Raw genomic sequence first — 24,785 nt, 5'->3', positions numbered from 1 at the left:
CCAGAGCATCGACTAAGGCCCCTAAGCGTACGCTAAGTGGGAAAGGATGTGGAGTCGCAGAGACAACCAGGAGGTTGGCTTAGAAGCAGCCACCCTTGAAAGAGTGCGTAATAGCTCACTGGTCAAGTGATTCCGCGCCGACAATGTAGCGGGGCTCAAGCGTACCGCCGAAGTCGTGTCATTCATACACATAGCCCCAACGGGCGTATGGATGGGTAGGGGAGCGTCGTGTGCCGGGTGAAGCCGCAGCGGAAGCTAGTGGTGGACGGTTCACGAGTGAGAATGCAGGCATGAGTAGCGATACACACGTGAGAAACGTGTGCGCCGATTGACTAAGGGTTCCTGGGTCAAGCTGATCTGCCCAGGGTAAGTCGGGACCTAAGGCGAGGCCGACAGGCGTAGTCGATGGACAACCGGTTGATATTCCGGTACCCGCTTTGAAACGCCCAATATCGAATCCATTAATGCTAAGGCCGTGAAGCCGTTCCGGACCCTTCGGGGAAAGGAAAGTGGTGGAGCCGTCGATCCAAGGTGGTAGTAGGTAAGCGATGGGGTGACGCAGGAAGGTAGTCCAGCCCGGGCGGTGGTAGTCCCGGGGTAAGGGTGTAGGCCGTGTGATAGGCAAATCCGTCACACATTAAGGCTGAGACCTGATGCCGAGCCGATTGTGGTGAAGTGGATGATCCTATGCTGTCGAGAAAAGCCTCTAGCGAGTTTCATGGCGGCCCGTACCCTAAACCGACTCAGGTGGTCAGGTAGAGAATACCGAGGCGTTCGGGTGAACTATGGTTAAGGAACTCGGCAAAATGCCCCCGTAACTTCGGGAGAAGGGGGGCCATCACCGGTGAGGGAACTTGCTTCCTGAGCTGGGGGTGGCCGCAGAGACCAGCGAGAAGCGACTGTTTACTAAAAACACAGGTCCGTGCGAAGCCGTAAGGCGATGTATACGGACTGACGCCTGCCCGGTGCTGGAACGTTAAGGGGACCGGTTAGTCAAGATTCGTCTTGGCGAAGCTGAGAACTTAAGCGCCAGTAAACGGCGGTGGTAACTATAACCATCCTAAGGTAGCGAAATTCCTTGTCGGGTAAGTTCCGACCTGCACGAATGGCGTAACGACTTCTCGACTGTCTCAACCATAGGCCCGGTGAAATTGCACTACGAGTAAAGATGCTCGTTTCGCGCAGCAGGACGGAAAGACCCCGGGACCTTTACTACAGTTTGATATTGGTGTTCGGTTCGGCTTGTGTAGGATAGGTGGGAGACTGTGAAGCGGCCACGCCAGTGGTTGTGGAGTCGTCGTTGAAATACCACTCTGGTCGTGCTGGATGTCTAACCTGGGTCCGTGATCCGGATCAGGGACAGTGTCTGATGGGTAGTTTAACTGGGGCGGTTGCCTCCTAAAGAGTAACGGAGGCGCCCAAAGGTTCCCTCAGCCTGGTTGGCAATCAGGTGTTGAGTGTAAGTGCACAAGGGAGCTTGACTGTGAGACCGACGGGTCGAGCAGGGACGAAAGTCGGGACTAGTGATCCGGCGGTGGCTTGTGGAAGCGCCGTCGCTCAACGGATAAAAGGTACCCCGGGGATAACAGGCTGATCTTCCCCAAGAGTCCATATCGACGGGATGGTTTGGCACCTCGATGTCGGCTCGTCGCATCCTGGGGCTGGAGTCGGTCCCAAGGGTTGGGCTGTTCGCCCATTAAAGCGGTACGCGAGCTGGGTTTAGAACGTCGTGAGACAGTTCGGTCCCTATCCGCTGCGCGCGCAGGAATATTGAGAAGGGCTGTCCCTAGTACGAGAGGACCGGGACGGACGAACCTCTGGTGTGCCAGTTGTCCTGCCAAGGGCATGGCTGGTTGGCTACGTTCGGAAAGGATAACCGCTGAAAGCATCTAAGCGGGAAGCCTGCTTCGAGATGAGTATTCCCACCTCCTTGAGAGGGTAAGGCTCCCAGTAGACGACTGGGTTGATAGGCCAGATGTGGAAGCCTCGTAAGGGGTGGAGCTGACTGGTACTAATAGGCCGAGGGCTTGTCCTCAGTTGCTCGCGTCCACTGTGTTAGTTCTGAAATAACGAACAGCTGTGTCTACACCAGCATCGTTAATTTCATAGTGTTTCGGTGGTCATAGCGTTAGGGAAACGCCCGGTTACATTCCGAACCCGGAAGCTAAGCCTTTCAGCGCCGATGGTACTGCAGGGGGGACCCTGTGGGAGAGTAGGACGCCGCCGAACAATCTTTAGCCTCAACCCCCGTGCCCTTTTGGGCCGGGGGTTGAGGCATTTTTGCGTTCAGGGCCCGTTCAGGTCGGACTTCCTCTGTCCCAACCCGCCCCAATCAGAGTCGGCCCGCAGCCTTTAGCTCCAGGTATGCGTCGGCCAACGCCGGAGCAAGTTCATCCGGGGTGGCGTCCACGACGGTAACGCCATGGCGCATCAGCTGTTCAGCCGTGCGGCGTCGCTGTTCCTGCGTGCGGCTGGCAGCGGCCGCTTCGTAAATGGCGTCCACAGTGCCACGTGACTCCGCCATCTTCTTGATGTGGGGGTCGGCAATCGCCGCGACCAGGACTGTGTGGCGCTTCGTGAGCTGCGGGAGAACGGGGAGCAGGCCTTCCTCCACGGGGGCTGCGTCCAGGCTGGTCAGCAGCACGATCAAGGAACGCCGAGGAGCGTTGGCGAGCGCGGCGGTGCTCAAGCCTCGGGCATCCGTTTCCACCAGCTCGGGCTCTAGGGGCGCGAGTGCGTTGACCAGAGAGGGCAGGAGTTCGCCGACGGCACGGCCCTGTACCTGGGCCCGTACACGACGGTCATACGCGAGGAGGTCGACGCGGTCGCCTGCGCGGGAGGCGAGTGCGGCGAGAAGCAGAGTGGCGTCCATGGCGGCGTCCAGGCGGGGGACGTCTCCGACGCGGCCCGCCGACGTGCGCCCCGTATCGAGGACGACGAGGATGTGACGATCGCGTTCGGGCCGCCAGGTGCGTACGGCGACGGCGTTCTGCCGGGCAGTGGCGCGCCAGTCGATGGAGCGGGTGTCGTCGCCGGGGACATAGGGGCGCAGGCTGTCGAACTCGGTGCCTTCCCCTCGGGTCAACACGCTGGTGCGGCCGTCGAGTTCGCGCAGCCGGGCCAGTCGGGACGGCAGGTGCTTGCGGCTGGTGAACGGCGGCAGCACGCGCACGGTCCAGGGGACGTGGTGGCTGCCTTGCCGGGAGACGAGGCCGAGCGGTCCGTATGAGCGGACGGTGATCTGCTGGGAGTGGCGGTCGCCCCGCCGGGTCGGGCGCAGAGCCGTGGTGAGGCGGCGGCGTTCGCCGGCCGGAACCGCCAACGCGTGTCGGGAGGCGTTCTGTTCGGCGTCGGAAGCCCAGCTGCTGGGCGGCCAGGCGTCGCGGAGCTGGGCCCGCAAGGGGCGTCCAGAGGGGTTGGTGACGGTGAGGACGACCTCAGCGGCGTCACCTAGTCGAACTGATGTATCACCGTTTCGGGTGAATTGAAGCTTTCGCACTGGCGCGGCGAGGGCGTAGTCGCACATCATTGCGAGTGTGAGGGGGGCGTTGACCGCGAGCATTCCCGCCCAGCTCGGGGCCCATACGCCGACGGGGACGGAGCCGAGAGCGGCGAGCAGAGCAGTGCGTCCGGTGAGAGCCACGGTCGCCGTCTCAGCGGGGGACGGGGACGTGGGCGAGGACCGAGGTGATGACGGAGTCGGCGGTGACGCCCTCCATCTCCGCCTCGGGACGCAACTGGATGCGATGGCGAAGTGTGGGGAGGGCCAAGGCCTTTACGTCGTCGGGGATCACATAGTCCCGGCCAGTGAGCCAGGCCCAGGCGCGAGCGGTGGAGAGCAGAGCGGTGGCGCCTCGGGGAGAGACACCGAGGCTGAGTGAGGGGGATTCACGCGTGGCACGACAGATATCGACGACATAGCCGGTGATCTCTGCGGAGACCGAGGTCTTGGCGACGGCGGCGCGAGCCGCTTCGAGGTCGGCAGCTCCCGCGACCGGGCGGATTCCGGCCGCCTGGAGGTCACGAGGGTTGAAGCCCTCGGCGTGACGGGCGAGGACGTTGATCTCGTCCGCGCGCGAGGGCAGAGGCACCGTCAACTTCAGCAGGAAGCGGTCCAGCTGGGCTTCCGGCAGGGGATAGGTGCCCTCGTACTCGACGGGGTTCTGCGTAGCGGCGACCAGGAAGGGCTCGGGGAGTGGGCGCGGCGTGCCGTCGACCGTGACCTGACGCTCCTCCATGGCTTCGAGGAGAGAGGACTGGGTCTTCGGAGGCGTGCGGTTGATCTCGTCCGCGAGCAGCAGATTGGTGAACACCGGGCCGGCCTGGAAGGAGAACTCGGCGGTGCGGGCGTCGTAGATCAGAGAGCCGGTGACATCACTGGGCATCAAATCGGGGGTGAACTGGACGCGTTTGGTGTCGAGTTCGAGCGAAGCGGCGAGCGAACGCACGAGGAGCGTCTTGGCGACGCCGGGGACTCCTTCGAGGAGGACATGGCCGCGGCACAGCAGGGCCACGACCAGGCCCGTGACGGCGGAGTCCTGGCCGACCACGGCCTTGGCGATCTCGGCGCGCAGGGCCTCCAGGGAGGCGCGGGCGGTGTCCGGGTTCGCTGCGGTCGCCGGGGTTCGGTCGCTCATGAGGTGCGTACCTCTCTTTCGAGGGCGTCGAGTTCGTCCGCGAGGCGGACCAGTGCGGCGTCGTCGGCCGGGGCCGGGCCGAAGAGCAGGACATGAAGGTCCCGTTCGGCTGATGGGAACCGGGCGGAGACGGCGGGGACGAGGAGTTCGGGCGCGTGCGCCGAGGCGGCGGGCACGCCCAGGAGGGGGGCAAGCCGGGTGCGGGTGGCCGAGCGCAGGGCGTCGGCCGCGCGGTCGCGGGCGTTGGCCTTGCGGTAGAGGCGGGCTCGGCCCTCGGTGGCCTCGGACGCGCGGACGGCGACCGGGAGTTGCTCGGTCACCAGCGGGCCGAGGCGGCGGGCTCGCCAGATGGCGGCGAGGGCGGCCGCGAGGGTGAGCTGGAGGGTGGCCCAGAGCCAGCCGGACGGGATGAGGTCGAAGAAGCTGCGGTCACCGCCGTCGGTGGCCGAGACATCACCGAGCGAGGGGAGGTACCAGACCAGATGGGGGCGGGAGCCGAGGAGTTGGAGGGCGAGCGAGGCGTTGCCCTGCTTGTCGAGACGGTGGTTGTAGAGGATGTCCGGGGCGCCGAGCAGGACGGTGTCGCCGTGAGCGGAAGTCTGTATCCGGAGCAGGGTGGGCAGTCCGCCTGCGGGGTAACAGGCGTCGCCGGCCTGGCCGTCGGCGGTGTAGCGGACACCTCCGGTGTCGGCGCTTCCGGCGCGGGCGGCCAGGGGCAGGGAGCAGTTCGGCTCGCGGTTGCTGACCGGGAGCGAGCCCTCTTCCCGTACGCCAGGGGCGAGTACGGGAAGGGAGGGCGCGCCCGGGGCGAGCAGCACGGTGCGTCCGCCGGACTCGGTGGTGGCGGCGTGAAGCCGGTGTTGCTGGGATGCCGTGAGCAGATCGGGGACGGTGACCAGGAGCGTGGTGTCCGGACCTGCGGCGCGGGTGGCTTCGTCGAGAGTGGTGGCCACGCGTGTGGAGACGCCCTGGCCCCTGAGGAGTTCGGCGACGGCGCGACTGCCGTAGCGGTCTGCCGACCGGGGGTCGAGGCGGCCGTGCTGGTCGCCGGAGCGGGTGGCGGCGAGGGTGATCCCGGCGACCAGGAGGATCACGGCGGCGAGCAGCAGCCCGCGGGTGCGCGTCCAGATCTGACGGGGCGTCGCGTCGGTGGACGTGGAAGCGGGAGAGGCAGCGCTGGCGGGAGCCTGGGTGCCGGTCATTCGGCGGCTCCCCGGGCAGTCGCTTGCGCTGTGGGGCGCTGGGCGAGGGCGCTGAGATCCGGCTTCGTACGTTCCAGATCGGTGTCGAGGTCATACAGGCGGCGGTACGCGGCCTCGTTCGCCGTACGGCCCCCATACGTGACGTCGTCGAACTCGCGGGCGGCGGCGCGAAGTCGGTCGGCGTGGCCGGGCAGCGGACGCCCAGCCTCGGCAGCGGCCTCGTCGGCGGTGCGGCCGGGGCGCGGATCGAGGAGGGCGCGTTCCTCCAGAGAGCGGACGACCGCGCGCATCCGTTCCTGGACGGCCTGGGTCCAGCGGCCGGCTGCGGCGTGGGCCTCGGCGGCGGCGCGGTGCTCTGCGGCGCTGCGCGGGCGGTCGTCGAAGACCGTGCCGACGGTGGAGACAGCGCGCTTCGGAGTGCCCAGCCGCCACCACAGGGCGGCGATCAGGGCCAGGACGAACACGGCGATGGCGACCAGTCCGAGCGCGCCGCCCGGGGCCGCGCCCGAGGCGGCGTCGAACAGGCCGCCGACCCAGTCCCAGAACCGGTTGAGGGCGCGCTCCAGGAGGTTCGGGTCGCTCTCGTGGTACATCGGTTTGGACAGTTCGCGTCGTGCCGCCTCGCGGGCGGGCACGCGCGGAGTGTCCACCGGTGGTTCGCCGGCCGCTCGGACCAGCAGTCGCACCATGGTTGTGCCCCCCGCTGCGGACACCGCATCAGCTCCCGGGAGTCTCGTGGCCCGGCAGGTTCGCGGCGCGGGCGAGATCGAGGTCGAGGGCCTCGCGGCGGATGCGCTGGTCGATGTAGAGCAGCGCGGCCACACCGGCGGAGATCGGGTAGGTGATGGCCGAGCCGATCACGGCGCCGATCCCGGTGATGATCAGGAACGGCCAGCCGAAGTCGGAACTGGTCCCGGAGAAGAGGCTGCCGGCGCTGCCGTCGTCCACGAGCGTTCCGATCACGGTGAACGGGATCGCGATGATCATCGAGACGATGAACGTCAGGAGCAGCGTCAGCAGCGTGATGCCGAAGATCCGCCACCAGGCGCCGCGGACCAGCTTGGCGGACCGGCGCAGGGACTTGACGAGGCCCTGACGCTCCAGCATCAGCGCGGGGGCGGCGAGGCTGAACTGGACCAGCAGCCAGATGACGACCACGACGGCGGCCAGCCCGCCGAGCCCGGCCAGGGCCGCGCCCGCGTCGGATCCGATGAGCGCCCCGGGGAGGATGCCGATGCCGACGACCGCGCCCGCCATCAAGGGCAGCAGCACGAGGAGGCCGAGCAGGGGCAGCAGCCTCGGCCGGGCCTCCGCCCAGGCCTCCCGCAGCGTCACCGGGCGCCCCAGGACGGAGCGGCTGATGACGATGGTGAGGACCGCCGTGACGAAGAGCGTGCCGATCAGTGCGAGGACGCCGATGGGCAGCAGGCTGAGCAGGCTCGACCGCAGCGAGTCGAAGGCCTGGTCGATGGCCTCGGTGCCGGTGGCGTTCGGGTCGATCTCCGGAGGGTCCGGCAGGAGGTAGCGCTGGACGAGGATGTCCGCGATCTGCGTGATCACGGCGACCGTGATGGTGAGGCCGAGGACTGTGCGCCAGTGGGCGCGCATCGTCGACACCGCGCCGTCGAGGATCTCGCCGACCCCGAGCGGGCGGAGCGGGATGACGCCGGGCTTGGCGGCGGGCGCGGGGCCCCAGCCGGAGTTCCAGTTGCCGCCGGGAGCGGGAGGTTGGCCCCAGCCGCCCTGCTGGGGCCCAGGACGGCCCGGAGGAGGCGGGGGCGTGCCCTGGCCCGGGGTGGCGGCCGGAGGCGACCACTGGCCCGCCGGAGGCTGGTTCCGGGACCACTGGGAGGACGCGCGGGCCCGGTCGGAAGGCTCGGGCTGCCCGGGCGTGCCGGAGTCCTCGCCGTCGGAGGGGGCCGATCCGGGCGAAGCCCAGCCCGGAGAGTCGTTCACGGTCGTCCACCTCGTGGATTGGTCGTGGGACCAGCTCGGCGAGCCGGCTCGTTGGGGTTGGCAGCCATCGTGCCATGCGGTCCCGGGCCGCGGACCGGCCCCCGTATCTCGTTAGCACCTTCAATTGTCGGCGGCTCACCGGGCAGACTGGGCGGATGGCCGATCACGAGGTGCGATCCACCGTGGGCTCCGAGCCGCCGGGACTGGCACAGCTGCGCTGGGACGAGCCGCCGGAGGGGCCGGTGCTGGTGCTCCTCGACCAGACCCGGCTGCCGGCCGAGGAGGTCGAGCTGGTCTGTACGGATGTGCCGGCGCTGGTGCACGCCATCCAGACGCTGGCCGTCCGCGGGGCGCCGCTGCTGGGGATCGCCGGGGCGTACGGGGTGGCGCTGGCCGGGGTGCGCGGCTACGACGTGCAGGAGGCCGCGGCTCTGCTGGCGGCGGCGCGGCCCACCGCGGTGAACCTCGGGTACGGGGTCCGGCTGGCCCTGGGCGCGTATCAGGCGGCCGTCGACAAGGGCGCGGGTTCGCAGGAGGCCGGGGCGGTGGCGCTGGCGGCCGCGAAGGCCCTGCACCGTGCCGACGCGGAGGCCAGTGCCAGGATGGCGGCGCACGGCCTGGCACTGCTCGACGAGCTGTTGCCCGGCGGCAGCCACCGGGTGCTCACGCACTGCAACACCGGGCGGCTGGTCTCCGGCGGCGAGGGCACCGCGTTCGCGGTGGCACTGGCCGCGCACCGGGCGGGCCGGCTGCGGCGGCTGTGGGTGGACGAGACGCGACCGCTGCTGCAAGGAGCCAGACTGACCGCGTACGAGGCGGCCCGCAGCGGAATGGCGTACAGCTTGCTGACCGACAATGCTGCGGGTTCGCTGTTCGCGGCGGGGGAGGTGGACGCTGTGCTGATCGGGGCGGACCGGATCGCCGCGGACGGGTCGGTGGCCAACAAGGTGGGAAGCTATCCGCTCGCGGTGCTCGCCAAGTACCACCACGTGCCGTTCATCGTGGTGGCGCCGGTCACGACGGTGGACCTGGAAACCCCCGACGGGGCGGCGATCGAGGTCGAGCAGCGCCCCGGGCAGGAGGTGACGGAGCTCACCGGACCGCAGATCTCTGCGGCCGGGTGGGGGGCCGGCGGTGGACTGCCCGTGGCGCCGCTGGGGACGCAGGCGTACAACCCTGCCTTCGATGTGACGCCCCCCGAGCTGGTGACCGCGATAGTCACCGAGGAAGGTGTGCTCTCCCCCGTGACGGGGGGTGGGCTGAGAGAGCTGTGTGCCAGGTCACGCCAGGTAACGATTAGCTAATGGGATGATGACGTTTATGAAGGGACGCGTCCTTGTCGTCGACGACGACACCGCGCTGGCCGAGATGCTCGGCATTGTGCTGCGTGGAGAAGGTTTTGAGCCGTCGTTCGTAGCGGACGGCGACAAGGCACTGGCGGCATTCCGTGAGGCCAAGCCGGACCTGGTACTGCTGGACCTCATGCTGCCCGGACGGGACGGCATCGAGGTCTGCAGGCTGATCAGGGCCGAGTCAGGTGTGCCGATCGTCATGCTCACCGCCAAGAGCGACACCGTGGATGTGGTGGTCGGCCTGGAGTCCGGGGCGGACGACTACATCGTGAAGCCGTTCAAGCCGAAGGAACTGGTCGCCCGTATCCGGGCGCGCCTGAGGAGGTCGGAGGAGCCGGCGCCGGAACAACTGGCGATCGGTGATCTGGTGATCGACGTGGCGGGTCACTCCGTGAAGCGGGACGGGCAGTCCATCGCCCTGACCCCGCTGGAGTTCGACCTGCTGGTCGCGCTGGCCCGCAAGCCGTGGCAGGTGTTCACCCGCGAGGTGCTCCTGGAGCAGGTGTGGGGGTACCGGCACGCGGCGGACACGCGGCTGGTCAACGTGCACGTCCAGCGGCTGCGCTCGAAGGTCGAGAAGGACCCCGAGCGTCCGGAGATCGTGGTGACCGTCCGTGGTGTCGGTTACAAGGCCGGACCGAGCTGACATGTCCCGCGGCGGTGCTGCTCCGAAGCCCGGGAAGCCCGGGGTCCGTGGGGGGCGGGCTGCTGGTGAGGGACGTAAGAAGTCATGGGGCGGGCGGATCCTCCAGGAGGGCACGCCCGGCAGCCCCGTGCTGAGGCTCTTTGTGCGCTGGGTGCGGCGTCCGTTGCTGCCCGCGGTGCGGCTGTGGCGGCGCAACATCCAGCTGCGGGTGGTCGCCTCCACCCTGCTGATGTCGCTGGGTGTGGTGCTGCTGCTCGGGTTCGTTGTCATCGGTCAGGTGCGCAACGGGCTCCTCGTCACCAAGGAGAAGGCGTCCGAGAGCCAGTCCGCGGGCGGCTTCGCCGTGGCCAAGGACAAGGCCAGCGCCCCGGCGGCGCCGGGCGGACAGGACGACGGCGGCTCGGACGGGCGGGCCGGAAGCTCGGTGACCTGGCGCAGCGAGCTGGTGACCCAGCTCGCCAGCGGCGGGCAGGGTGCGTTCTACGTGGTCGCGCTGAGCGCCGACTCCGAGGACTCGCCCTCCAGCAACCGGGGCCCGCGCGCCTCGGGCGGCGTGGACCCGGTCTCCAGCGTCCCGCAGAGCCTGCGGGAAAACGTCGACCAGGGCACGGGCGCGTTCAAGACGTACGCCTCGATCAAGTACCTCGACGGGCAGGAGTCCAAGCCGGGGCTGGTCATCGGGACCAAGCTGAAGGACGTCGACGGCCAGGCCTACCAGCTGTACTACCTCTTCCCGCTGGCGCAGGAGGAGAAGACGCTGAGCCTGGTCAAGGGCACCCTTGCGACCGCCGGGCTGTTCCTGGTGGTGCTTCTCGGGGCGATCGCCTGGCTGGTGGTGCGGCAGGTCGTCACCCCGGTCCGGATGGCTGCGCAGATCGCGGAGCGGCTCTCCGCGGCCAAGCTCCAGGAGCGGATGAAGGTCACCGGCGAGGACGACATCGCGCGGCTCGGTGAGGCCTTCAACAAGATGGCGCAGAACCTCCAGATCAAGATCCAGCAGCTGGAGGAGTTGTCGCGGATGCAGCGGCGGTTCGTCTCGGACGTCTCGCACGAGCTGCGTACGCCGCTGACGACCGTACGGATGGCCGCGGACGTCATCCATGACGCGCGCGTCGACTTCGATCCGGTGACGGCGCGGTCGGCGGAGCTGCTGGCCGGGCAGCTCGACCGGTTCGAGTCGCTGCTCGCCGACCTGCTGGAGATCAGCCGGTTCGACGCGGGCGCGGCGGCCCTGGAGGCCGAGCCGATAGACCTGCGGAACGTCGTACGACGGGTGATCGAGGGTGCCGAGCCGCTCGCCGAGCGCAAGGGCACCCGGATACGGGTGGTCGGGGACGACCAGCCGGTGGTCGCGGAGGCCGACGCCCGAAGGGTCGAGCGGGTGCTGCGCAACCTCGTGGTCAACGCCGTGGAGCACGGCGAGGGCCGGGACGTGGTGGTGCGGATGGGCACGGCCGGCGGCGCCGTCGCGATCGCGGTGCGCGACTACGGCGTGGGCCTGAAGCCGGGCGAGGCGACCCGGGTGTTCAACCGCTTCTGGCGGGCCGACCCGGCCCGGGCCAGGACGACCGGAGGCACCGGTCTGGGACTGTCGATCGCGGTCGAGGACGCGCGGCTGCACGGCGGCTGGCTGCAGGCCTGGGGCGAGCCCGGTGGCGGCTCCCAGTTCCGGCTGACGCTGCCGCGTACGGCCGACGAGCCGCTGCGCGGATCACCGATACCGCTGGAGCCGGAGGACTCGCGGGCCGCGCGCGAGCGTGCCCGCCAGGGCGCGGCCGCTGAGCAGGGCAACGGGCTGCGGCTGGCGAGCGTGCCCGTCCAGCCCGCCGCCACCCGCTCCTCGCTGCCCGTGCCGCCCCGGCCCCCGGCCCCGCCGAGGACGTCCGGGCCGGCCGCCGATCCGACCGCGCTGCCCGGTGGCGGCGGGGCCAGAGTGGTGCCCCGGGTCAGTGACGCGCGCGTGGAGGGCGAATCCGTACCATCGCAGGCTGCTGACAGAGCGGCTGCCCCGGCAGCCGCCGACCAGGAGGAATCGGCTCGTGGGCGCTGATCGGGGGAGGGGCCGCGGCCGTCGGCTGCGGTCGGCCGCGCTGCTGGGCTGCGGCGGTGTGCTGGTGGCGGGGTGCGCGTCGATGCCCGACAGCGGTGACGTGCACGCGGTGCAGGCCTCGCAGCGCGCCGACTCGCAGGTGCAGGTGTACGCGGTGCCGCCGCGCGAGGGGGCGGCCGCCGACGAGATAGTCGACGGGTTCCTGGAGGCGATGACCAGTGACGACCCGCAGTTCGCGACGGCCCGCAAGTATCTGACGCCGCAGGCCGCGCGGACCTGGAAGCCGGATCTGGCGACCACGGTGCTGGCCGACGGGCCGAACCCGCAGCCGAACCGGACCAACGACAAGGACGACAGTTCGAGCTTCACGTTCAGGGTGACCGGGAAGCCGGTCGCCGTGGTGGACAAGCAGCACGCCTACCAGCCGGCCGGGCAGAAGTCGGCGTACAACGAGACGATCCATCTCGTACGGCAGAACACGCCCAGCGGCAAGGAATGGCGCATCGACGCCCTGCCCGAGGGGCTGCTGCTGGGCCAGTCGGACTTCCAGCGCATCTACCGTTCCGTCAACAAGTACTACTTCGCGTCGGGGCAGGACCGGCTGGTCGCCGATCCGGTGTACGTGCGTCAGCGCAACGATCCCGAGACGCAGATGAACCTGGTCACCCAGACGGTCATGGCCGTTCTGGAGGGGCCGACCAACTGGCTGCGGCCGGTGGTGGGTTCGCGCTTCCCGAGCGGTACGGCGCTGAAGGAGGGCACCAAGTCGCTCTCGTTCGACGACCGCAACGCGCTGAAGGTGCCGCTCAACGAGCGGGCGTCCAACGTCGGCGGGAGCCAGTGCCGCAAGATGGCGGCCCAACTGCTGTTCACGCTGCGGGATCTGACGGCGACCCGGGTCGGCCAGGTGGAGCTGGACCGGGCGAACGGCTCGCAGCTGTGCGTGCTCGGCGGCGACCAGGCCGAGGGGTACGCCCCGGACCGCATCTCGCCCAAGCCCGGCCAGTACTTCGTGGACGCGCAGGGGCGCCTCGCGCGGATGCGCGCCGGTGCGCGTGACAGTGCGGACAGCACCGACGGCGTCGACAGCACGGACGGGGACGTGGTCACCGAGCTGGTGCCCGGGCCGTTCGGCCGGGCCGAGCAGCGGCTGCGTACGGTCGCCGTGGAGCGGGACGAGAGGCGCGCGGCGGGGGTGACGACCGACGGCCGCTCGATGTACGTGGCGCCGATCGTGTACGACGGCGAGCTGGTGAAGACGCTCGTGACCAGCCAGAGCAAGGACCCGAAGGACGGGCTCTCGGCGCCGAGTTGGGACGGGCGCAACGACCTGTGGGTGGCCGACCGGGACCCGGGCCACCTCCGGCTGCTCCGCCTCGACCATGGCGAGGGCCAGCCGCAGGAGGTCGATGTCGCCGGTCTGAACGGGGCGCGCATCGAGCAGGTGCGGATGTCGGCGGACGGGGTGCGGATCGCGCTCCTGGTGAACGAGGGCGGCCACACGACGCTGCGGATCGGCCGCGTGGAGCGGATCGGCGACCCGGAGCACCCGCAGGTCTCCGTGGTGGAACTGCGCCCCGGAGCGCCGCAGATGGAGGATGTGACGGCCGTTTCCTGGGCCGGTCGCAGCCGCCTCGTCGTGGTCGGCAAGGAGTCCGGCGGGCTCCAGCAGCAGCTGCGCTATATGCAGACGGACGGCTCGCTTTCGGCCGCGGGCAATCTGCCGGGCGCCAACCGGGTGACCGAGATCGCCGCCGCGGACGACGAGCGGCTGCCGCTGGTGGCGCACTCGAAGGAGGACGGCATCGTACGGCTGCCGCCGGGCGCCAACTGGAAGACGGCGGTCAAGACGGGCTCCTCGCCGGTCTACCCGGGCTGACGGCCCCGCCGCCCCGGCGGTGGACGCTCGATCGTTCCGGTGACGGTGGCTCGGTCGCCCCGGTGGGTTGTCCACAGGGGTGGCCGGGCCGCCTTCCTGTTGGCAGAGTGGATGCCATGCGGGGATGGTGGCAGGAGATCTCCGGGCTGGTGCTGCCGGTTGCCTGCGGCGGCTGCGGCAGTCCCCGTACCGCGCTGTGCGAGCGGTGTGCGGCGGCGCTGCTCGGTGTGCGGGCACGGCGGGTCCGGCCTGCCCCCGAGCCCGCGGGACTGCCGGTGGTGTACGCGGCGGCCGTGTACGAGGACGCCGTACGGGCGGTGCTGCTCGCGCACAAGGAACGGGGCGCCCTGGGGCTGGCCGGGGCCCTCGGGCAGGCGCTCGCGGGCGCGGTGCGCGCGGCCGCCGGAGCGCCCCGGGACGGGCCGCTGCTGCTCGTGCCGGTGCCGTCGGCGCGGCGGGCGGTGCGGGCGCGCGGGCATGATCCGGCACGCCGGATCGCCCTGGCGGCGGCCGGGGAATTGCGGCGTACGGGCACGGACGCGCGCGTGGCGGCGGTGCTGCGCCAGCGGCGTGCGGTGGCGGACCAGTCGGGGCTGAGCGCCCGGCAGCGGCTGGCGAATCTGAGCGGGGCGCTGGAGGTGCCGGCGGGCGGTGACAGGCTGCTGGAGGGCGGCCGGGTGGTCCTGGTGGACGACCTGATGACCACGGGAGCCTCACTGGTGGAGGCGGCCCGGGCCGTCACGGGCGCCGGCAGGACGGCGACCGGGGCGGCCGTCGATGCCCCGCCGCACACGATTCCGGGATTCGCACGACGAACGGCGGCGGCCGCGGTCGTCGCGTCCACCGCGGCATCCTTCGAATAAACCGGAACTGACAGGGAACTTGCATCGTTGCAGGTAGTGAGAGGGAGAAAACACCGGAACGGAGGTACGTGCGAGTAGCGGGTGCCGACACCCGTCCGAGCGAGCTATGTTCGGTTGTGAGGAATGGCGAGAGCTGAGCCTCACTGAATGCACGGCCTTCTGGGTATTTCCCCGACCCTGAAGTCGGTGGGGTGGCGATCTTCCCCACGGGGGAGGAGGAGGTGAAAGTCGCCCAGTCCGAGACTCCGGTGGTCACCGGAGTCTGGTGCAAGAGGGAGATGCTCCGCAGTGAAGGCGGAGTGATCCGGGAACGGAGTTCTGCGTGGACATCGTCGTCAAGGGCCGCAAGACAGAGGTACCCGAGCGGTTCCGCAAGCACGTGGCCGAGAAGCTGAAGCTGGAGAAGATCCAGAAGCTCGACGGCAAGGTAATCAGCCTCGACGTCGAGGTGTCCAAGGAACACAACCCGCGGCAGGCCGACCGTTCTGACCGAGTGGAGATCACGCTGCACTCGCGTGGCCCGGTGATCCGGGCGGAGGCGGCGGCAGGCGACCCGTACGCAGCCCTCGACCTGGCCCACAGCAAGCTGGAGGCGCGGCTGCGCAAGCAGCACGACAAGCGCTACACGCGCAGGGGCAGCGGTCGGCTGTCGGCTGCCGAAGTGGCCGTCGTGGTGCCGGACGCCGCGGAGCTGAACGGAAGTGGGGAGCTCGTGAACCGTACGCCGGAGGAGGGCGTCCCCATCACCCGGATGGGATCGGTCGAAGTCCAGGGCGAAGGCCCGCTTGTGGTCCGCGAGAAGACCCATGTCGCCGCCCCGATGACGCTCGACCAGGCGCTCTACGAGATGGAGCTGGTCGGGCACGACTTCTACCTCTTCGTCGACTCCGAGACGAAGCAGCCCAGTGTCGTCTACCGGCGGCACGCCTACGACTACGGCGTGATTCATCTGGAATCGGACCCGCTCGCCGGTGAGGACGCGGGCGGCGCCGGTGGAGCGCTCGGCGGATGACCAGGTCGGCGGCGCGCTGAACGGATCCGTGCGGCGCGCCGTACCAGAGTGCGGTGATGCCCCTGGAGCGCTTGTGCGCCCCCAGGGGCACCATTGTGCGACTACTGGACCACCGCTCTGTCGGCCGGGCATGAAATCATGGCGTCGCACGCCAACCGCTCCTCCTCGGAGCGCGGTTGGTGCAGCAACACCAACTCGGGCCATGGCCTTCAGGGGGAGGAACGATGGCAGACAGCTTCGGGCCGGTGCACGACGGGTCGGCCCCGGACGGTTCTGACGGGGCTCCCACCGGCATGGAAGCCTCCGGATCGCGCAAGGAGCCGATCCGGGTCCTGGTCGTCGACGACCACGCGCTGTTCCGCCGGGGCCTGGAGATCGTGCTGGCCGCGGAGGAGGACATCCAGGTCGTCGGCGAGGCGGGCGACGGGGCGGAGGCCGTGGACAAGGCGGCGGACCTGCTTCCCGACATCGTGCTGATGGACGTACGGATGCCGAGGCGCGGCGGGATCGAGGCCTGCACCTCCATCAAGGAGGTGGCCCCCAGCGCGAAGATCATCATGCTGACGATCAGCGACGAGGAGGCCGACCTCTACGACGCGATCAAGGCGGGTGCGACGGGCTACCTCCTCAAGGAGATCTCCACCGACGAGGTGGCGACCGCGATCCGGGCGGTGGCGGACGGCCAGTCCCAGATCAGCCCGTCGATGGCGTCGAAGCTGCTCACCGAGTTCAAGTCGATGATCCAGCGCACCGACGAGCGCCGGCTGGTGCCCGCGCCGAGGCTCACCGACCGCGAGCTTGAGGTGCTCAAGCTCGTCGCCACGGGGATGAACAACCGCGACATCGCCAAGGAGTTGTTCATCTCCGAGAACACCGTGAAGAACCACGTCCGCAACATCCTGGAGAAGCTGCAGCTGCACTCCAGGATGGAGGCGGTGGTCTACGCGATGCGGGAGAAGATTCTGGAGATCCGCTAGGGCCTGCCCGGACCGATCCGCCGCGCGGCGCTCCTTTGGCCGGGCTCGGCTCAGGCCGCCGCGATCGCCGCCGTCAGCTCCCGGGCGATCCCCGGGGTGTCGGCGCGCTCGATCCGTACGGCGTCGCAGCCCACCCACTGCGCCGCCTCCAGCAGGGCCTGGGCCATCGGGGCTATGGCCTTCGGTGTGTCCAGGGAGACCTGCTTGGCCACCAGCGTGCGGCCCTCACGGGCGGGGTCGGCGCGGCCGAGCAGCCTGCCGCCCGCAAGCAGGGGCATCGCGAAGTATCCGTACACCCGCTTCGGCTTGGGGGTGTAGGCCTCCAGCCGGTGGCTGAAGCCGAAGATCCGCTCGGTGCGCGCGCGGTCCCAGATGAGCGAGTCGAAGGGCGACAGGAGCGTGGTGCGGTGGCGTCCGCGCGGCTCGGTGGCCAGCGCCTCAGGGTCCGCCCAGGCGGCCTTGTCCCAGCCCTGGACGGTGACGGGCACCAGGCCGGAGTCGGCGATCACCGCGTCCACCTGCTCGCCCTTCAGGCGGTGGTAGTCCGCGATGTCCGCGCGCGTGCCGACGCCGAGGGAGCGGCCCGCCAGCGCGACGAGTCGGCGCAGGCACTCGGTGTCGTCCAGCTCGTCGTGGAGGAAGGCGTCCGGGATGGCGCGCTCGGCCAGGTCGTACACCCGCTTCCAGCCGCGTCGTTCGGTGCACACCACCTCGCCGTACATCAGCGCGCGTTCGACGGCGACCTTGGACTCCGACCAGTCCCACCACTCGCCCTTGTTCTTGGCGCCGCCCAAGTCCGTCGCGGTCAGCGGGCCTTCGGCCCGCAGCTGCTTGATCACCTGCTCGTACGCCCCGTCGGGCAGGTCGTGGTGCCAGTGCGGGCGGGAGCGGTAGGCGCGCCGGCGGAAGGCGAAGTGCGGCCACTCCTCCACGGGGAGGATGCAGGCGGCATGCGACCAGTACTCGAAGGCGTGGCCGTCCGTCCAGTACGCCCCGTCCACCGCCTTGCGGCCCACCGCGCCCAGGCGTGCGTACGGAATCAGCTCGTGCGACCGGGCGAGGACCGAGATCGTGTCGAGCTGGACCGCGCCCAGGTGGCGCAGCACGCCCCGCACCCCGCCCCTGCGGTCGGGGGCGCCCATGAAGCCCTGGGCGCGCAGGGCGATGCGGCGGGCCTCGTCGGCGGAGAGTTGGGCGGCGGGACGCGGCAGGCTGGTCATGTTCCGCACGATAGACGGCGGCACTGACAATCCACCGGGGAGCGTCCCCGGCCGGGGCCCGGCCGCGCTCGCCTCACCCCCGGGACGGCAGGTACGCGCGCGTGGTGGGCAGGCCCAGGTCGCTGGGGAGGAGGCCGCCCACCCAGCTGTCGCGGCGGGTGCCGCCGTGGACGAGGGCCGCGCGCAGGGTGCCCTCCATGGTGAAGCCCGCCTTCTCGGCCACCGCGCGCGAGGCCGCGTTGCCGACCTCCGCCCGCCACTCCAGGCGCTCGACGCCCGCCGACTCGAAGGCCCAGCGGGCCGCCGCCACCGCAGCTTCGGTCATATAGCCGCGGCCCCGGTGCTCCTTGGCCGCCCAGAACCCCAGCTCGGCGACGTTCTCGCCGCGTCGCATGACGCCGACCATCGCCACCAGTGCGCCTTCTGCCGCCGCCCCCTCAGTCGCACCGGTCCCGGCGACCTCGTCGGCCTCACCCGCCCCGGAGGTATCCCTAAGACGTACCGCGAACGTGAATTCGGAGTCGTCCCGCCAGCCGTTGGGCGCGAAGGTGCCGGTGAAGGCCTCGGCGTGCTCGCGCAGGTACGGCGAGGGGACGGTGGTCCAGCGCTGGATGTCGGGGTCCTGACAGGCCGCGTACGCCCCGTCCGCGTCCTGCGGGCCGACGGGGCGCAGCAGCAGGCGCTCGGTGCTGAGGATGACTGGGTCCATCGGCCGATTCTCCGCGCGGGGCCGGATCGCACGCCAGGGCTTTTCGTGTTTCCCGGCACCTTCCGGGCGCCCTGTCCGTTGTCGTCATGGCAGACCTCCCGGCGTGGGCGGGTCCTCGCATACGATGGCCGTTGCCCAGAAGTAGTCAACCGTACTCGACCGCGCCAGGCCCGACCGGCAAGGAGACCAACCCCCGTGTCCGTCCTCTCAAAGCTCATGCGTGCAGGCGAAGGCAAGATCCTGCGCAAGCTGCACCGCATCGCGGACCAGGTCAACTCCATCGAAGAGGACTTCGTGAACCTCTCCGACGCCGAGCTCCGTGCCCTCACCGACGAGTACAAGGAGCGGTACGCGAACGGCGAGAGCCTGGACGACCTGCTCCCGGAAGCCTTCGCCACCGTCCGCGAGGCCGCCAAGCGCGTCCTCGGACAGCGCCACTACGACGTCCAGATGATGGGCGGCGCCGCGCTGCACCTCGGCTATGTCGCCGAGATGAAGACCGGTGAGGGCAAGACCCTCGTCGGCACGCTCCCGGCGTACCTCAACGCGCTCTCCGGCAAGGGCGTGCACCTGATCACGGTCAACGACTACCTGGCCGAGCGCGACTCCGAGATGATGGGCCGGGTGCACAAGTTCCTCGGTCTTGAGGTCGGCTGCATCCTGGCCAACATGTCGCCCGCCGAGCGCCGCGCGATGTACGCCTGCGACATCACGTACGGCACGAACAACGAGTTCGGCTTCGACTACCTGCGCGACAACATGGCGTGGTCCCAGGAAGAGCTCGTCCAGCGCGGCCACAACTTCGCGATCGTCGACGAGGTCGACTCGATCCTGGTCGACGAGGCGCGTACGCCGCTGATCATCTCCGGCCCGGCCGACCAGGCCACCAAGTGGTACGGCGACTTCGCCAAGCTGGTCACGCGCCTCACCAAGGGTGAGGCGGGGAACCCGCTGAAGGGCATCGAGGAGACCGGCGACTACGAGGTCGACGAGAAGAAGCGCACCGTCGCCATCCACGAGCCCGGCGTCGCCAAGGTCGAGGACTGGCTGGGCATCGACAACCTCTACGAGTCGGTGAACACCCCGCTCGTCGGCTACCTGAACAACGCCATCAAGGCGAAGGAACTGTTCAAGAAGGACAAGGACTACGTCGTCATGGACGGCGAAGTCATGATCGTCGACGAGCACACCGGCCGTATCCTCGCCGGCCGCCGCTACAACGAGGGCATGCACCAGGCGATCGAGGCGAAGGAAGGGGTGGACATCAAGGACGAGAACCAGACCCTCGCCACGATCACCCTGCAGAACTTCTTCCGCCTCTACAAGCGTCACGACCAGGAGGGCAAGGAAGAGCCCGGCCTCTCCGGCATGACCGGTACGGCGATGACCGAGGCGGCCGAGTTCCACCAGATCTACAAGCTCGGTGTCGTCCCGATCCCGACCAACCGCCCGATGGTCCGCAAGGACCAGTCCGACCTGATCTACCGCACCGAGGTCGCGAAGTTCGAGGCGGTCGTCGACGACATCGCCGACAAGCACGAGAAGGGCCAGCCGATCCTGGTCGGCACCACCTCGGTCGAGAAGTCCGAGTACCTCTCGCAGCAGCTCGCCAAGCGCGGTGTCCCGCACGAGGTGCTCAACGCCAAGCAGCACGAGCGCGAGGCGCCGATCATCGCCCAGGCCGGCCGCAAGGGCGCCGTCACCGTCGCCACCAACATGGCCGGCCGTGGTACGGACATCAAGCTCGGCGGCAACCCGGACGACCTCGCCGAGGCGGAGCTGCGCCAGCGCGGCCTCGACCCCGAGGAGCACATCGAGGAGTGGGCCGCGGCCCTGCCCGCCGCGCTGGAGAAGGCCGAGCAGGCCGTCAAGGCCGAGCACGACGAGGTCACGGAGCTGGGCGGTCTCTACGTCCTCGGTACCGAGCGGCACGAGTCGCGCCGGATCGACAACCAGCTGCGCGGCCGCTCCGGCCGTCAGGGCGACCCGGGCGAGTCCCGCTTCTACCTGTCGCTCGGCGACGACCTGATGCGCCTGTTCAAGGCCCAGATGGTCGAGCGCGTCATGTCGATGGCGAACGTGCCGGACGACGTGCCGATCGAGAACAAGATGGTGACGCGCGCGATCGCGTCGGCCCAGTCGCAGGTCGAGCAGCAGAACTTCGAGACGCGTAAGAACGTCCTGAAGTACGACGAGGTGCTCAACCGCCAGCGCGAGGTCATCTACGGCGAGCGCCGCCGCGTCCTGGAGGGCGAGGACCTGCACGAGCAGGTGCAGCACTTCATGGACGACACCATCGACGCCTACATCCAGGCGGAGACCGTCGAGGGCTTCGCCGAGGAGTGGGACCTGGACCGGCTGTGGGGCGCCTTCAAGCAGCTCTACCCGGTGAAGGTCACCGTGGAGGAGCTGGAGGAGGCGGCGGGCGACCGCGCGGGCATCACCGCCGAGTTCATCGCCGAGTCCATCAAGGACGACATCCACGAGCAGTACGCGGCGCGCGAGGAGCAGCTCGGCTCCGAGATCATGCGTGAGCTGGAGCGGCGCGTGGTCCTCTCGGTGCTCGACCGCAAGTGGCGCGAGCACCTCTACGAGATGGACTACCTCCAGGAGGGCATCGGCCTCCGTGCCATGGCGCAGAAGGACCCGCTGGTCGAGTACCAGCGCGAGGGCTTCGACATGTTCAACGCCATGATGGACGGCATCAAGGAGGAGTCCGTCGGCTATCTGTTCAACCTGGAGGTCCAGGTCGAGCAGCAGGTCGAGGAGGTCCCGGTCGAGGACGCGGCGCCCTCCGACAAGCCGTCGCTGGAGAAGGAGCCCGCCGGGGCGCGTCCGGAGATCCGGGCCAAGGGCCTGGACGCCCCGCAGCGCCCGGACCGGCTGCACTTCTCCGCCCCGACGGTGGACGGCGAGGGCGGTGTCGTCGAGGGCGACTTCGACAACGGCGACGAGCCGGCCCGCTCCGAGGCCGACGGCATGACCCGCGCGGAGCGCCGCAAGGCCCAGAAGAGCACGGGCGGCCGCCGCCGCAAGAAGTAGCCGCAGGGGCGCAGCCGCGAGGCGCGCAGTCAGCGGGTGGGGCCGGGCACCGTACGGGTGCCCGGCCCCACTTCTACGGCCGCACAGCGCCAGCGCAGGTCGGCGCCCTGCTCCAGGCGGAAGGCCATGGCGCGTACGTGGTCGCCGGCGCCGATGCGGGCGAACGCCTCGATGACGCCCGGCTGGGGCACGTACTCGTCGCAGTGCCGCACCACCGGCCGGCCCGAGGCCCGCAGCGGGCTGGCGGGGGCGAGCAGCACCAGTTGCTCGTACGCCTCGCCGACGGTGTGCCCCAGCATCCAGTGGACCGGGCGGTGGCCGCTGAGGACGGCGAGCAGGCGTTCCGCGAACCAGTAGCGGGGCAGCCGTCGGCGCCGCGCGAGCGCGGCGGTGGCGCCCGGCCTGCCGGGCCCCGGTCCCACCCGGTCGCTGCCCGGTCCCACGCGGTCGCCGCGGCCCGCAGGTCGGGTCCTGTCGGTCCGCGAGTCGGTCCGCGCCCTGTCGGTCCTGTTCATCTCTGTCGCCCCCTTTGATACCGGCCAGTAGCTTTCTGTTGGGGATCTTGTACGGGGGCGGCGGCGCCGGTCGCAAGGGCGTCGGGACGGGCGGGGCGGGGCCCGGGAGATTCACCTATCAGGGTGATGCGAGGCCTGGCGGGGCCGGTCGCGGCGGGGAATCCGGCGCCATGCACCCGAGGCCTCCGGTGCCGCGCGGGCAACCCGAAGGGGGACTCCCGCACGTATCCTGAGTGCGTCTTCCGACCAGAAAAGAGCGGCCTGTCATGCGCGTGTACCTCCCTCTGACCCTCCCTGGTCTCGCGACGGCGCACACGGCGGGAGAGCTCGGCCCCGGCCCGCTGACCGCCTACGCCGTCACGCCGGGGCTGCGCGAGTGGTACGTCTCGGACGACATCGAGGAGCTGGAGTACGCGGCGCTGAGCCGGGCCGCGGCCGCGTCGCTGCGGCTGCTCGCCGGGGATCCGGAGGCCGCCAGGCGCCGGGTCGTGGTCGCCGTGGACGTGCCCGACGGGGCCGCCTCGGCCGACCCCGACCGCAGTCTGGACGCGAGCGCGCTGGGCGAGGTGCGGATCCCCGGCCCGGTGCCGCTGGCCAAGGCGGCCGCGGTGCACGTGGACTCGGACGACGCGGTCACCGACGTCGCCGCGGCGGCCGGCGCGCTGGGCGCGGCGGACCAGGGCGACGACGACGCGCAGTTCACGGTCGACGGGGCCGAGGACCACGAGCTGCTGTGGTTCGGGGTGCAGGAGATTCCCAACCTGATCGGCTGACAGCCCCGCTGACCTGCGCTCTTGGGCACCTCATGGGCCCGAGCGGGGTCCGTTGTCAGTGGGGGTGGGTACCGTTCTGGCATGGGGAAGCGCACGACGCATCTGGTCTGGGACTGGAACGGCACACTGCTCGACGACATCGCCGCGGTCATCGAGGCGACCAACGCCGCCTTCGCGGAGCTCGGCCTGGAGCCGATCACGCTGGAGCGGTACCGCGAGCTGTACTGCGTGCCGATACCCCGCTTCTACGAGCGGCTGATGGGACGGCTGCCGACCGAGGCGGAGTGGCTCGTGATGGACGAGGCGTTCCACAAGCACTACTGGCGCCGGGCGGACGCCTGCGCGCTCACGGCGGGCGCGGCCGAGCTGCTCGCCGCGCGGCGGGCGGCCGGGCGCAGCCAGTCGCTGCTGTCGATGGCGCCGCACGAGCACCTGGTGCCGATCGTGCGGCGGCACGGCATCACCGAGCACTTCCTGAGGGTCGACGGACGCACCGGCCCCTCGCACGGCAGCAAGGCCGAGCACATGGTGCGGCATCTGACGCTGCTGCGGGAGGCGGGCGAGGGGATATCCGCCGACCGGATCGTGGTGATCGGGGACGCGGTGGACGACGCCGTGGCCGCGGCGCACGTAGGCGCGCGGGCGGTGCTGTTCACCGGCGGATCGCACAGCCGGGCCAGCCTCGCGATGGCGGGGGTGCCGGTGGTGGACACGCTGGCGGAAGCGGTCGAGACGGCGGAGCTGCTGGCGGGCTGACGGCCTCGTACGCACCCGGTGGGCTCTGCGGCGCCGGATGGTGCGGGACGCCCGGAGACGCCCCGCACACGGCGCCCAGGGGTGTTCAGGGGCGCTCAGGGGTGTTTCAGAGGGGGGCGTGCCGCGCCCGGCTACGTCACCGGCGCCTTCGCCCGCAGCACCGTGAGGAACTCCCGCATCCAGGCGGAGTGGTCCGGCCAGGCGCGGGCGGAGACCAGGGTGCCGTCGACGACCGTTTCCGCGTCGCGGAAGCTGGCGCCGGCGGCCTGCATGTCGAGTTCGAGGGCGGGGTACGCGGTGACCCGGCGGCCGCTGAGGCCGCCGATCGCGGCGGTCAGGAGGGGACCGTGACAGATCTGGGCGACCGGCTTGTCCGTGTCGAAGAAGGCCTTCAGGAGCTTGCGCAGCTCGGGGTCGTTGCGCAGGTATTCGGGCGCCCGGCCGCCCGGGATCACCAGTGCGGCGTACTGGCCGGGATCGACTTCCGAGAAGGCCAGGTCGGCCGGCCAGGTGTAGCCCGGCTTCTCGGTGTACGTGTCGAAGCCCGGCTCGAAGTCGTGGATCACGAACTGGAGCTTCTTGCGGGCGGGGGCGGCGATGTGGACGTCGTAGCCCTCCTCGCGCAGCCGCTGGTAGGGGTAGAGGACCTCCAGCGACTCCGCCGCGTCGCCGGTCACGATCAGGATCTTGGCTGCCATCGGTGCTCCCGGAGTCGACCGTGCGTGCCTGGCTCGTACAGGGTGCGCGGGGCTCTTCGCCCCGCTGTTCCTCGGGGTGTGCGCGGTGCGGTGCGCGGTGCCGCTCGGCGCACCGCGCGTACGGGGCAAACGTGCCCCGGCCCGGCCGGTTTGCCAAGAGGGCACGCGGACGGCGCGCGTCGCTGTCCAGAGTGTCAAACTTCGGGCCCCGCTTTTGTACACATACGGCTCGTGACGGTTCGGGGGGGCGGGACGATAGCCTTGACCCGTGATCAGCGCGATATCCCGCAGGGGCACTGACGCCCCTGCCCTGCGCCCGGAGTGCCACAGTGCCCGGGCCCTCGCTGATTCCCGTATCCCGGGCCCTTCGCCGAAAATGGCCAGTAACGACCCGGGCATCTCTCATCGCGGCATAACGTCGACTTCGACCGGACACCCCGCGTCGTGGCGTTGCGCCGCTTCTACCTACGTCACGCAACGGCGCGCGACAGGAGCCAG

Annotated in this window: 19 protein-coding genes and 2 rRNA genes (1 of these 21 cut by a window edge); 12 read left to right on the top strand and 9 right to left on the bottom strand. The window is 70.0% G+C overall.

Features of this window, described 5'->3' with window-relative positions:
- Together OG965_RS17735 and rrf are read left to right on the top strand one after the other, a co-directional pair.
- Positions 1-2,035 (top strand): 23S ribosomal RNA (locus tag OG965_RS17735); it begins 1,089 nt to the left of the window's first position.
- Positions 2,036-2,112: 77 nt separating this feature from the next.
- Positions 2,113-2,229 (top strand): 5S ribosomal RNA (gene rrf, locus OG965_RS17730).
- Between the two features lie 103 nt (positions 2,230-2,332).
- Here rrf and OG965_RS17725 read toward each other — a convergent pair.
- The 5 genes from OG965_RS17725 to OG965_RS17705 are packed head-to-tail and all read right to left on the bottom strand — an operon-like array spanning position 2,333 to position 7,795.
- Positions 2,333-3,643 carry a DUF58 domain-containing protein gene (locus OG965_RS17725; protein WP_371653057.1) on the bottom strand — a complete coding sequence of 437 codons (1,311 nt, stop codon included), beginning with the start codon at positions 3,641-3,643 and terminating at the stop codon, positions 2,333-2,335.
- A 10-nt stretch (positions 3,644-3,653) separates the two neighbouring features.
- Positions 3,654-4,637, bottom strand: a complete 984-nt coding sequence (locus OG965_RS17720; RefSeq protein WP_371653056.1) for an AAA family ATPase — start codon at positions 4,635-4,637, stop codon at positions 3,654-3,656.
- Complete coding sequence (locus OG965_RS17715; protein WP_371653055.1) at positions 4,634-5,839, bottom strand: DUF4350 domain-containing protein; 1,206 nt, start codon at positions 5,837-5,839, stop codon at positions 4,634-4,636. Before OG965_RS17715 ends, OG965_RS17720 begins: the two co-directional genes overlap by 4 nt.
- A complete protein-coding gene (locus OG965_RS17710) occupies positions 5,836-6,528 on the bottom strand; it encodes a DUF4129 domain-containing protein (protein WP_371653054.1) in 693 nt (230 codons plus the stop codon). The genes OG965_RS17715 and OG965_RS17710 overlap by 4 nt, the downstream gene beginning before the upstream one ends.
- A gap of 28 nt (positions 6,529-6,556) precedes the next feature.
- A complete protein-coding gene (locus OG965_RS17705) occupies positions 6,557-7,795 on the bottom strand; it encodes a hypothetical protein (RefSeq protein ID WP_371653053.1) in 1,239 nt (412 codons plus the stop codon).
- Between the two features lie 155 nt (positions 7,796-7,950).
- Between OG965_RS17705 and mtnA the strand changes: the two genes are divergently transcribed.
- The 7 genes from mtnA (at position 7,951) to OG965_RS17670 (ending at position 16,574) form a co-directional block, all read left to right on the top strand.
- Complete coding sequence (mtnA, locus tag OG965_RS17700) at positions 7,951-9,099, top strand: S-methyl-5-thioribose-1-phosphate isomerase (protein WP_371653052.1); 1,149 nt, start codon at positions 7,951-7,953, stop codon at positions 9,097-9,099.
- A gap of 4 nt (positions 9,100-9,103) precedes the next feature.
- A complete protein-coding gene (mtrA, locus tag OG965_RS17695; RefSeq protein ID WP_188278465.1) occupies positions 9,104-9,793 on the top strand; it encodes a two-component system response regulator MtrA in 690 nt (229 codons plus the stop codon).
- 1 nt (position 9,794) lies between these two features.
- A complete protein-coding gene (gene mtrB / locus OG965_RS17690; RefSeq protein ID WP_371653051.1) occupies positions 9,795-11,843 on the top strand; it encodes an MtrAB system histidine kinase MtrB in 2,049 nt (682 codons plus the stop codon).
- Positions 11,833-13,722, top strand: coding sequence for an LpqB family beta-propeller domain-containing protein (locus tag OG965_RS17685; RefSeq protein WP_371653050.1), 1,890 nt, complete (start codon positions 11,833-11,835; stop codon positions 13,720-13,722). The genes mtrB and OG965_RS17685 overlap by 11 nt, the downstream gene beginning before the upstream one ends.
- A 116-nt stretch (positions 13,723-13,838) precedes the next feature.
- Positions 13,839-14,585, top strand: coding sequence for a ComF family protein (locus OG965_RS17680; RefSeq protein WP_371653049.1), 747 nt, complete (start codon positions 13,839-13,841; stop codon positions 14,583-14,585).
- Positions 14,586-14,907: 322 nt separating this feature from the next.
- A complete protein-coding gene (hpf, locus tag OG965_RS17675) occupies positions 14,908-15,597 on the top strand; it encodes a ribosome hibernation-promoting factor, HPF/YfiA family (RefSeq protein ID WP_371653048.1) in 690 nt (229 codons plus the stop codon).
- A 224-nt stretch (positions 15,598-15,821) separates the two neighbouring features.
- Positions 15,822-16,574: a response regulator gene (locus OG965_RS17670; RefSeq protein ID WP_371653047.1), complete on the top strand. Its 753-nt coding sequence runs from the start codon at positions 15,822-15,824 to the stop codon at positions 16,572-16,574.
- Between the two features lie 50 nt (positions 16,575-16,624).
- Here the strand turns inward: OG965_RS17670 and OG965_RS17665 are convergent, their stop codons facing one another.
- Both OG965_RS17665 and OG965_RS17660 read right to left on the bottom strand, forming a co-directional pair.
- Positions 16,625-17,794, bottom strand: coding sequence for a winged helix-turn-helix domain-containing protein (locus OG965_RS17665; protein ID WP_371653046.1), 1,170 nt, complete (start codon positions 17,792-17,794; stop codon positions 16,625-16,627).
- 73 nt (positions 17,795-17,867) lie between these two features.
- Positions 17,868-18,503, bottom strand: a complete 636-nt coding sequence (locus OG965_RS17660; RefSeq protein ID WP_371653045.1) for a GNAT family N-acetyltransferase — start codon at positions 18,501-18,503, stop codon at positions 17,868-17,870.
- 195 nt (positions 18,504-18,698) lie between these two features.
- On the opposite strand from OG965_RS17660, the gene secA reads away from it, so the two are divergent.
- A complete protein-coding gene (gene secA / locus OG965_RS17655; protein WP_371653044.1) occupies positions 18,699-21,545 on the top strand; it encodes a preprotein translocase subunit SecA in 2,847 nt (948 codons plus the stop codon).
- Between the two features lie 29 nt (positions 21,546-21,574).
- Here secA and OG965_RS17650 read toward each other — a convergent pair whose 3' ends face one another.
- Positions 21,575-22,060 carry an Rv3235 family protein gene (locus OG965_RS17650; RefSeq protein ID WP_371653043.1) on the bottom strand — a complete coding sequence of 162 codons (486 nt, stop codon included), beginning with the start codon at positions 22,058-22,060 and terminating at the stop codon, positions 21,575-21,577.
- A 266-nt stretch (positions 22,061-22,326) separates the two neighbouring features.
- Here OG965_RS17650 and OG965_RS17645 point away from each other — a divergent pair, with 266 nt between their 5' ends.
- Positions 22,327-22,833: a hypothetical protein gene (locus tag OG965_RS17645; RefSeq protein ID WP_371653042.1), complete on the top strand. Its 507-nt coding sequence runs from the start codon at positions 22,327-22,329 to the stop codon at positions 22,831-22,833.
- Between the two features lie 81 nt (positions 22,834-22,914).
- The gene (locus OG965_RS17640) at positions 22,915-23,589 is read left to right on the top strand and encodes an HAD family hydrolase (protein ID WP_371653041.1); all 675 of its coding nucleotides are present in this window, start codon (positions 22,915-22,917) and stop codon (positions 23,587-23,589) included.
- Between the two features lie 131 nt (positions 23,590-23,720).
- Here the strand turns inward: OG965_RS17640 and OG965_RS17635 are convergent, their stop codons facing one another.
- The gene (locus tag OG965_RS17635; protein ID WP_371653040.1) at positions 23,721-24,287 is read right to left on the bottom strand and encodes a DJ-1/PfpI family protein; all 567 of its coding nucleotides are present in this window, start codon (positions 24,285-24,287) and stop codon (positions 23,721-23,723) included.
- Positions 24,288-24,785 lie beyond the last annotated feature (498 nt).

This window comes from Streptomyces sp. NBC_00224 (assembly GCF_041435195.1).
Taxonomy (GTDB): Bacteria; Actinomycetota; Actinomycetes; order Streptomycetales; family Streptomycetaceae; genus Streptomyces.
This window is presented reverse-complemented; position numbering and strand designations above follow the sequence as displayed.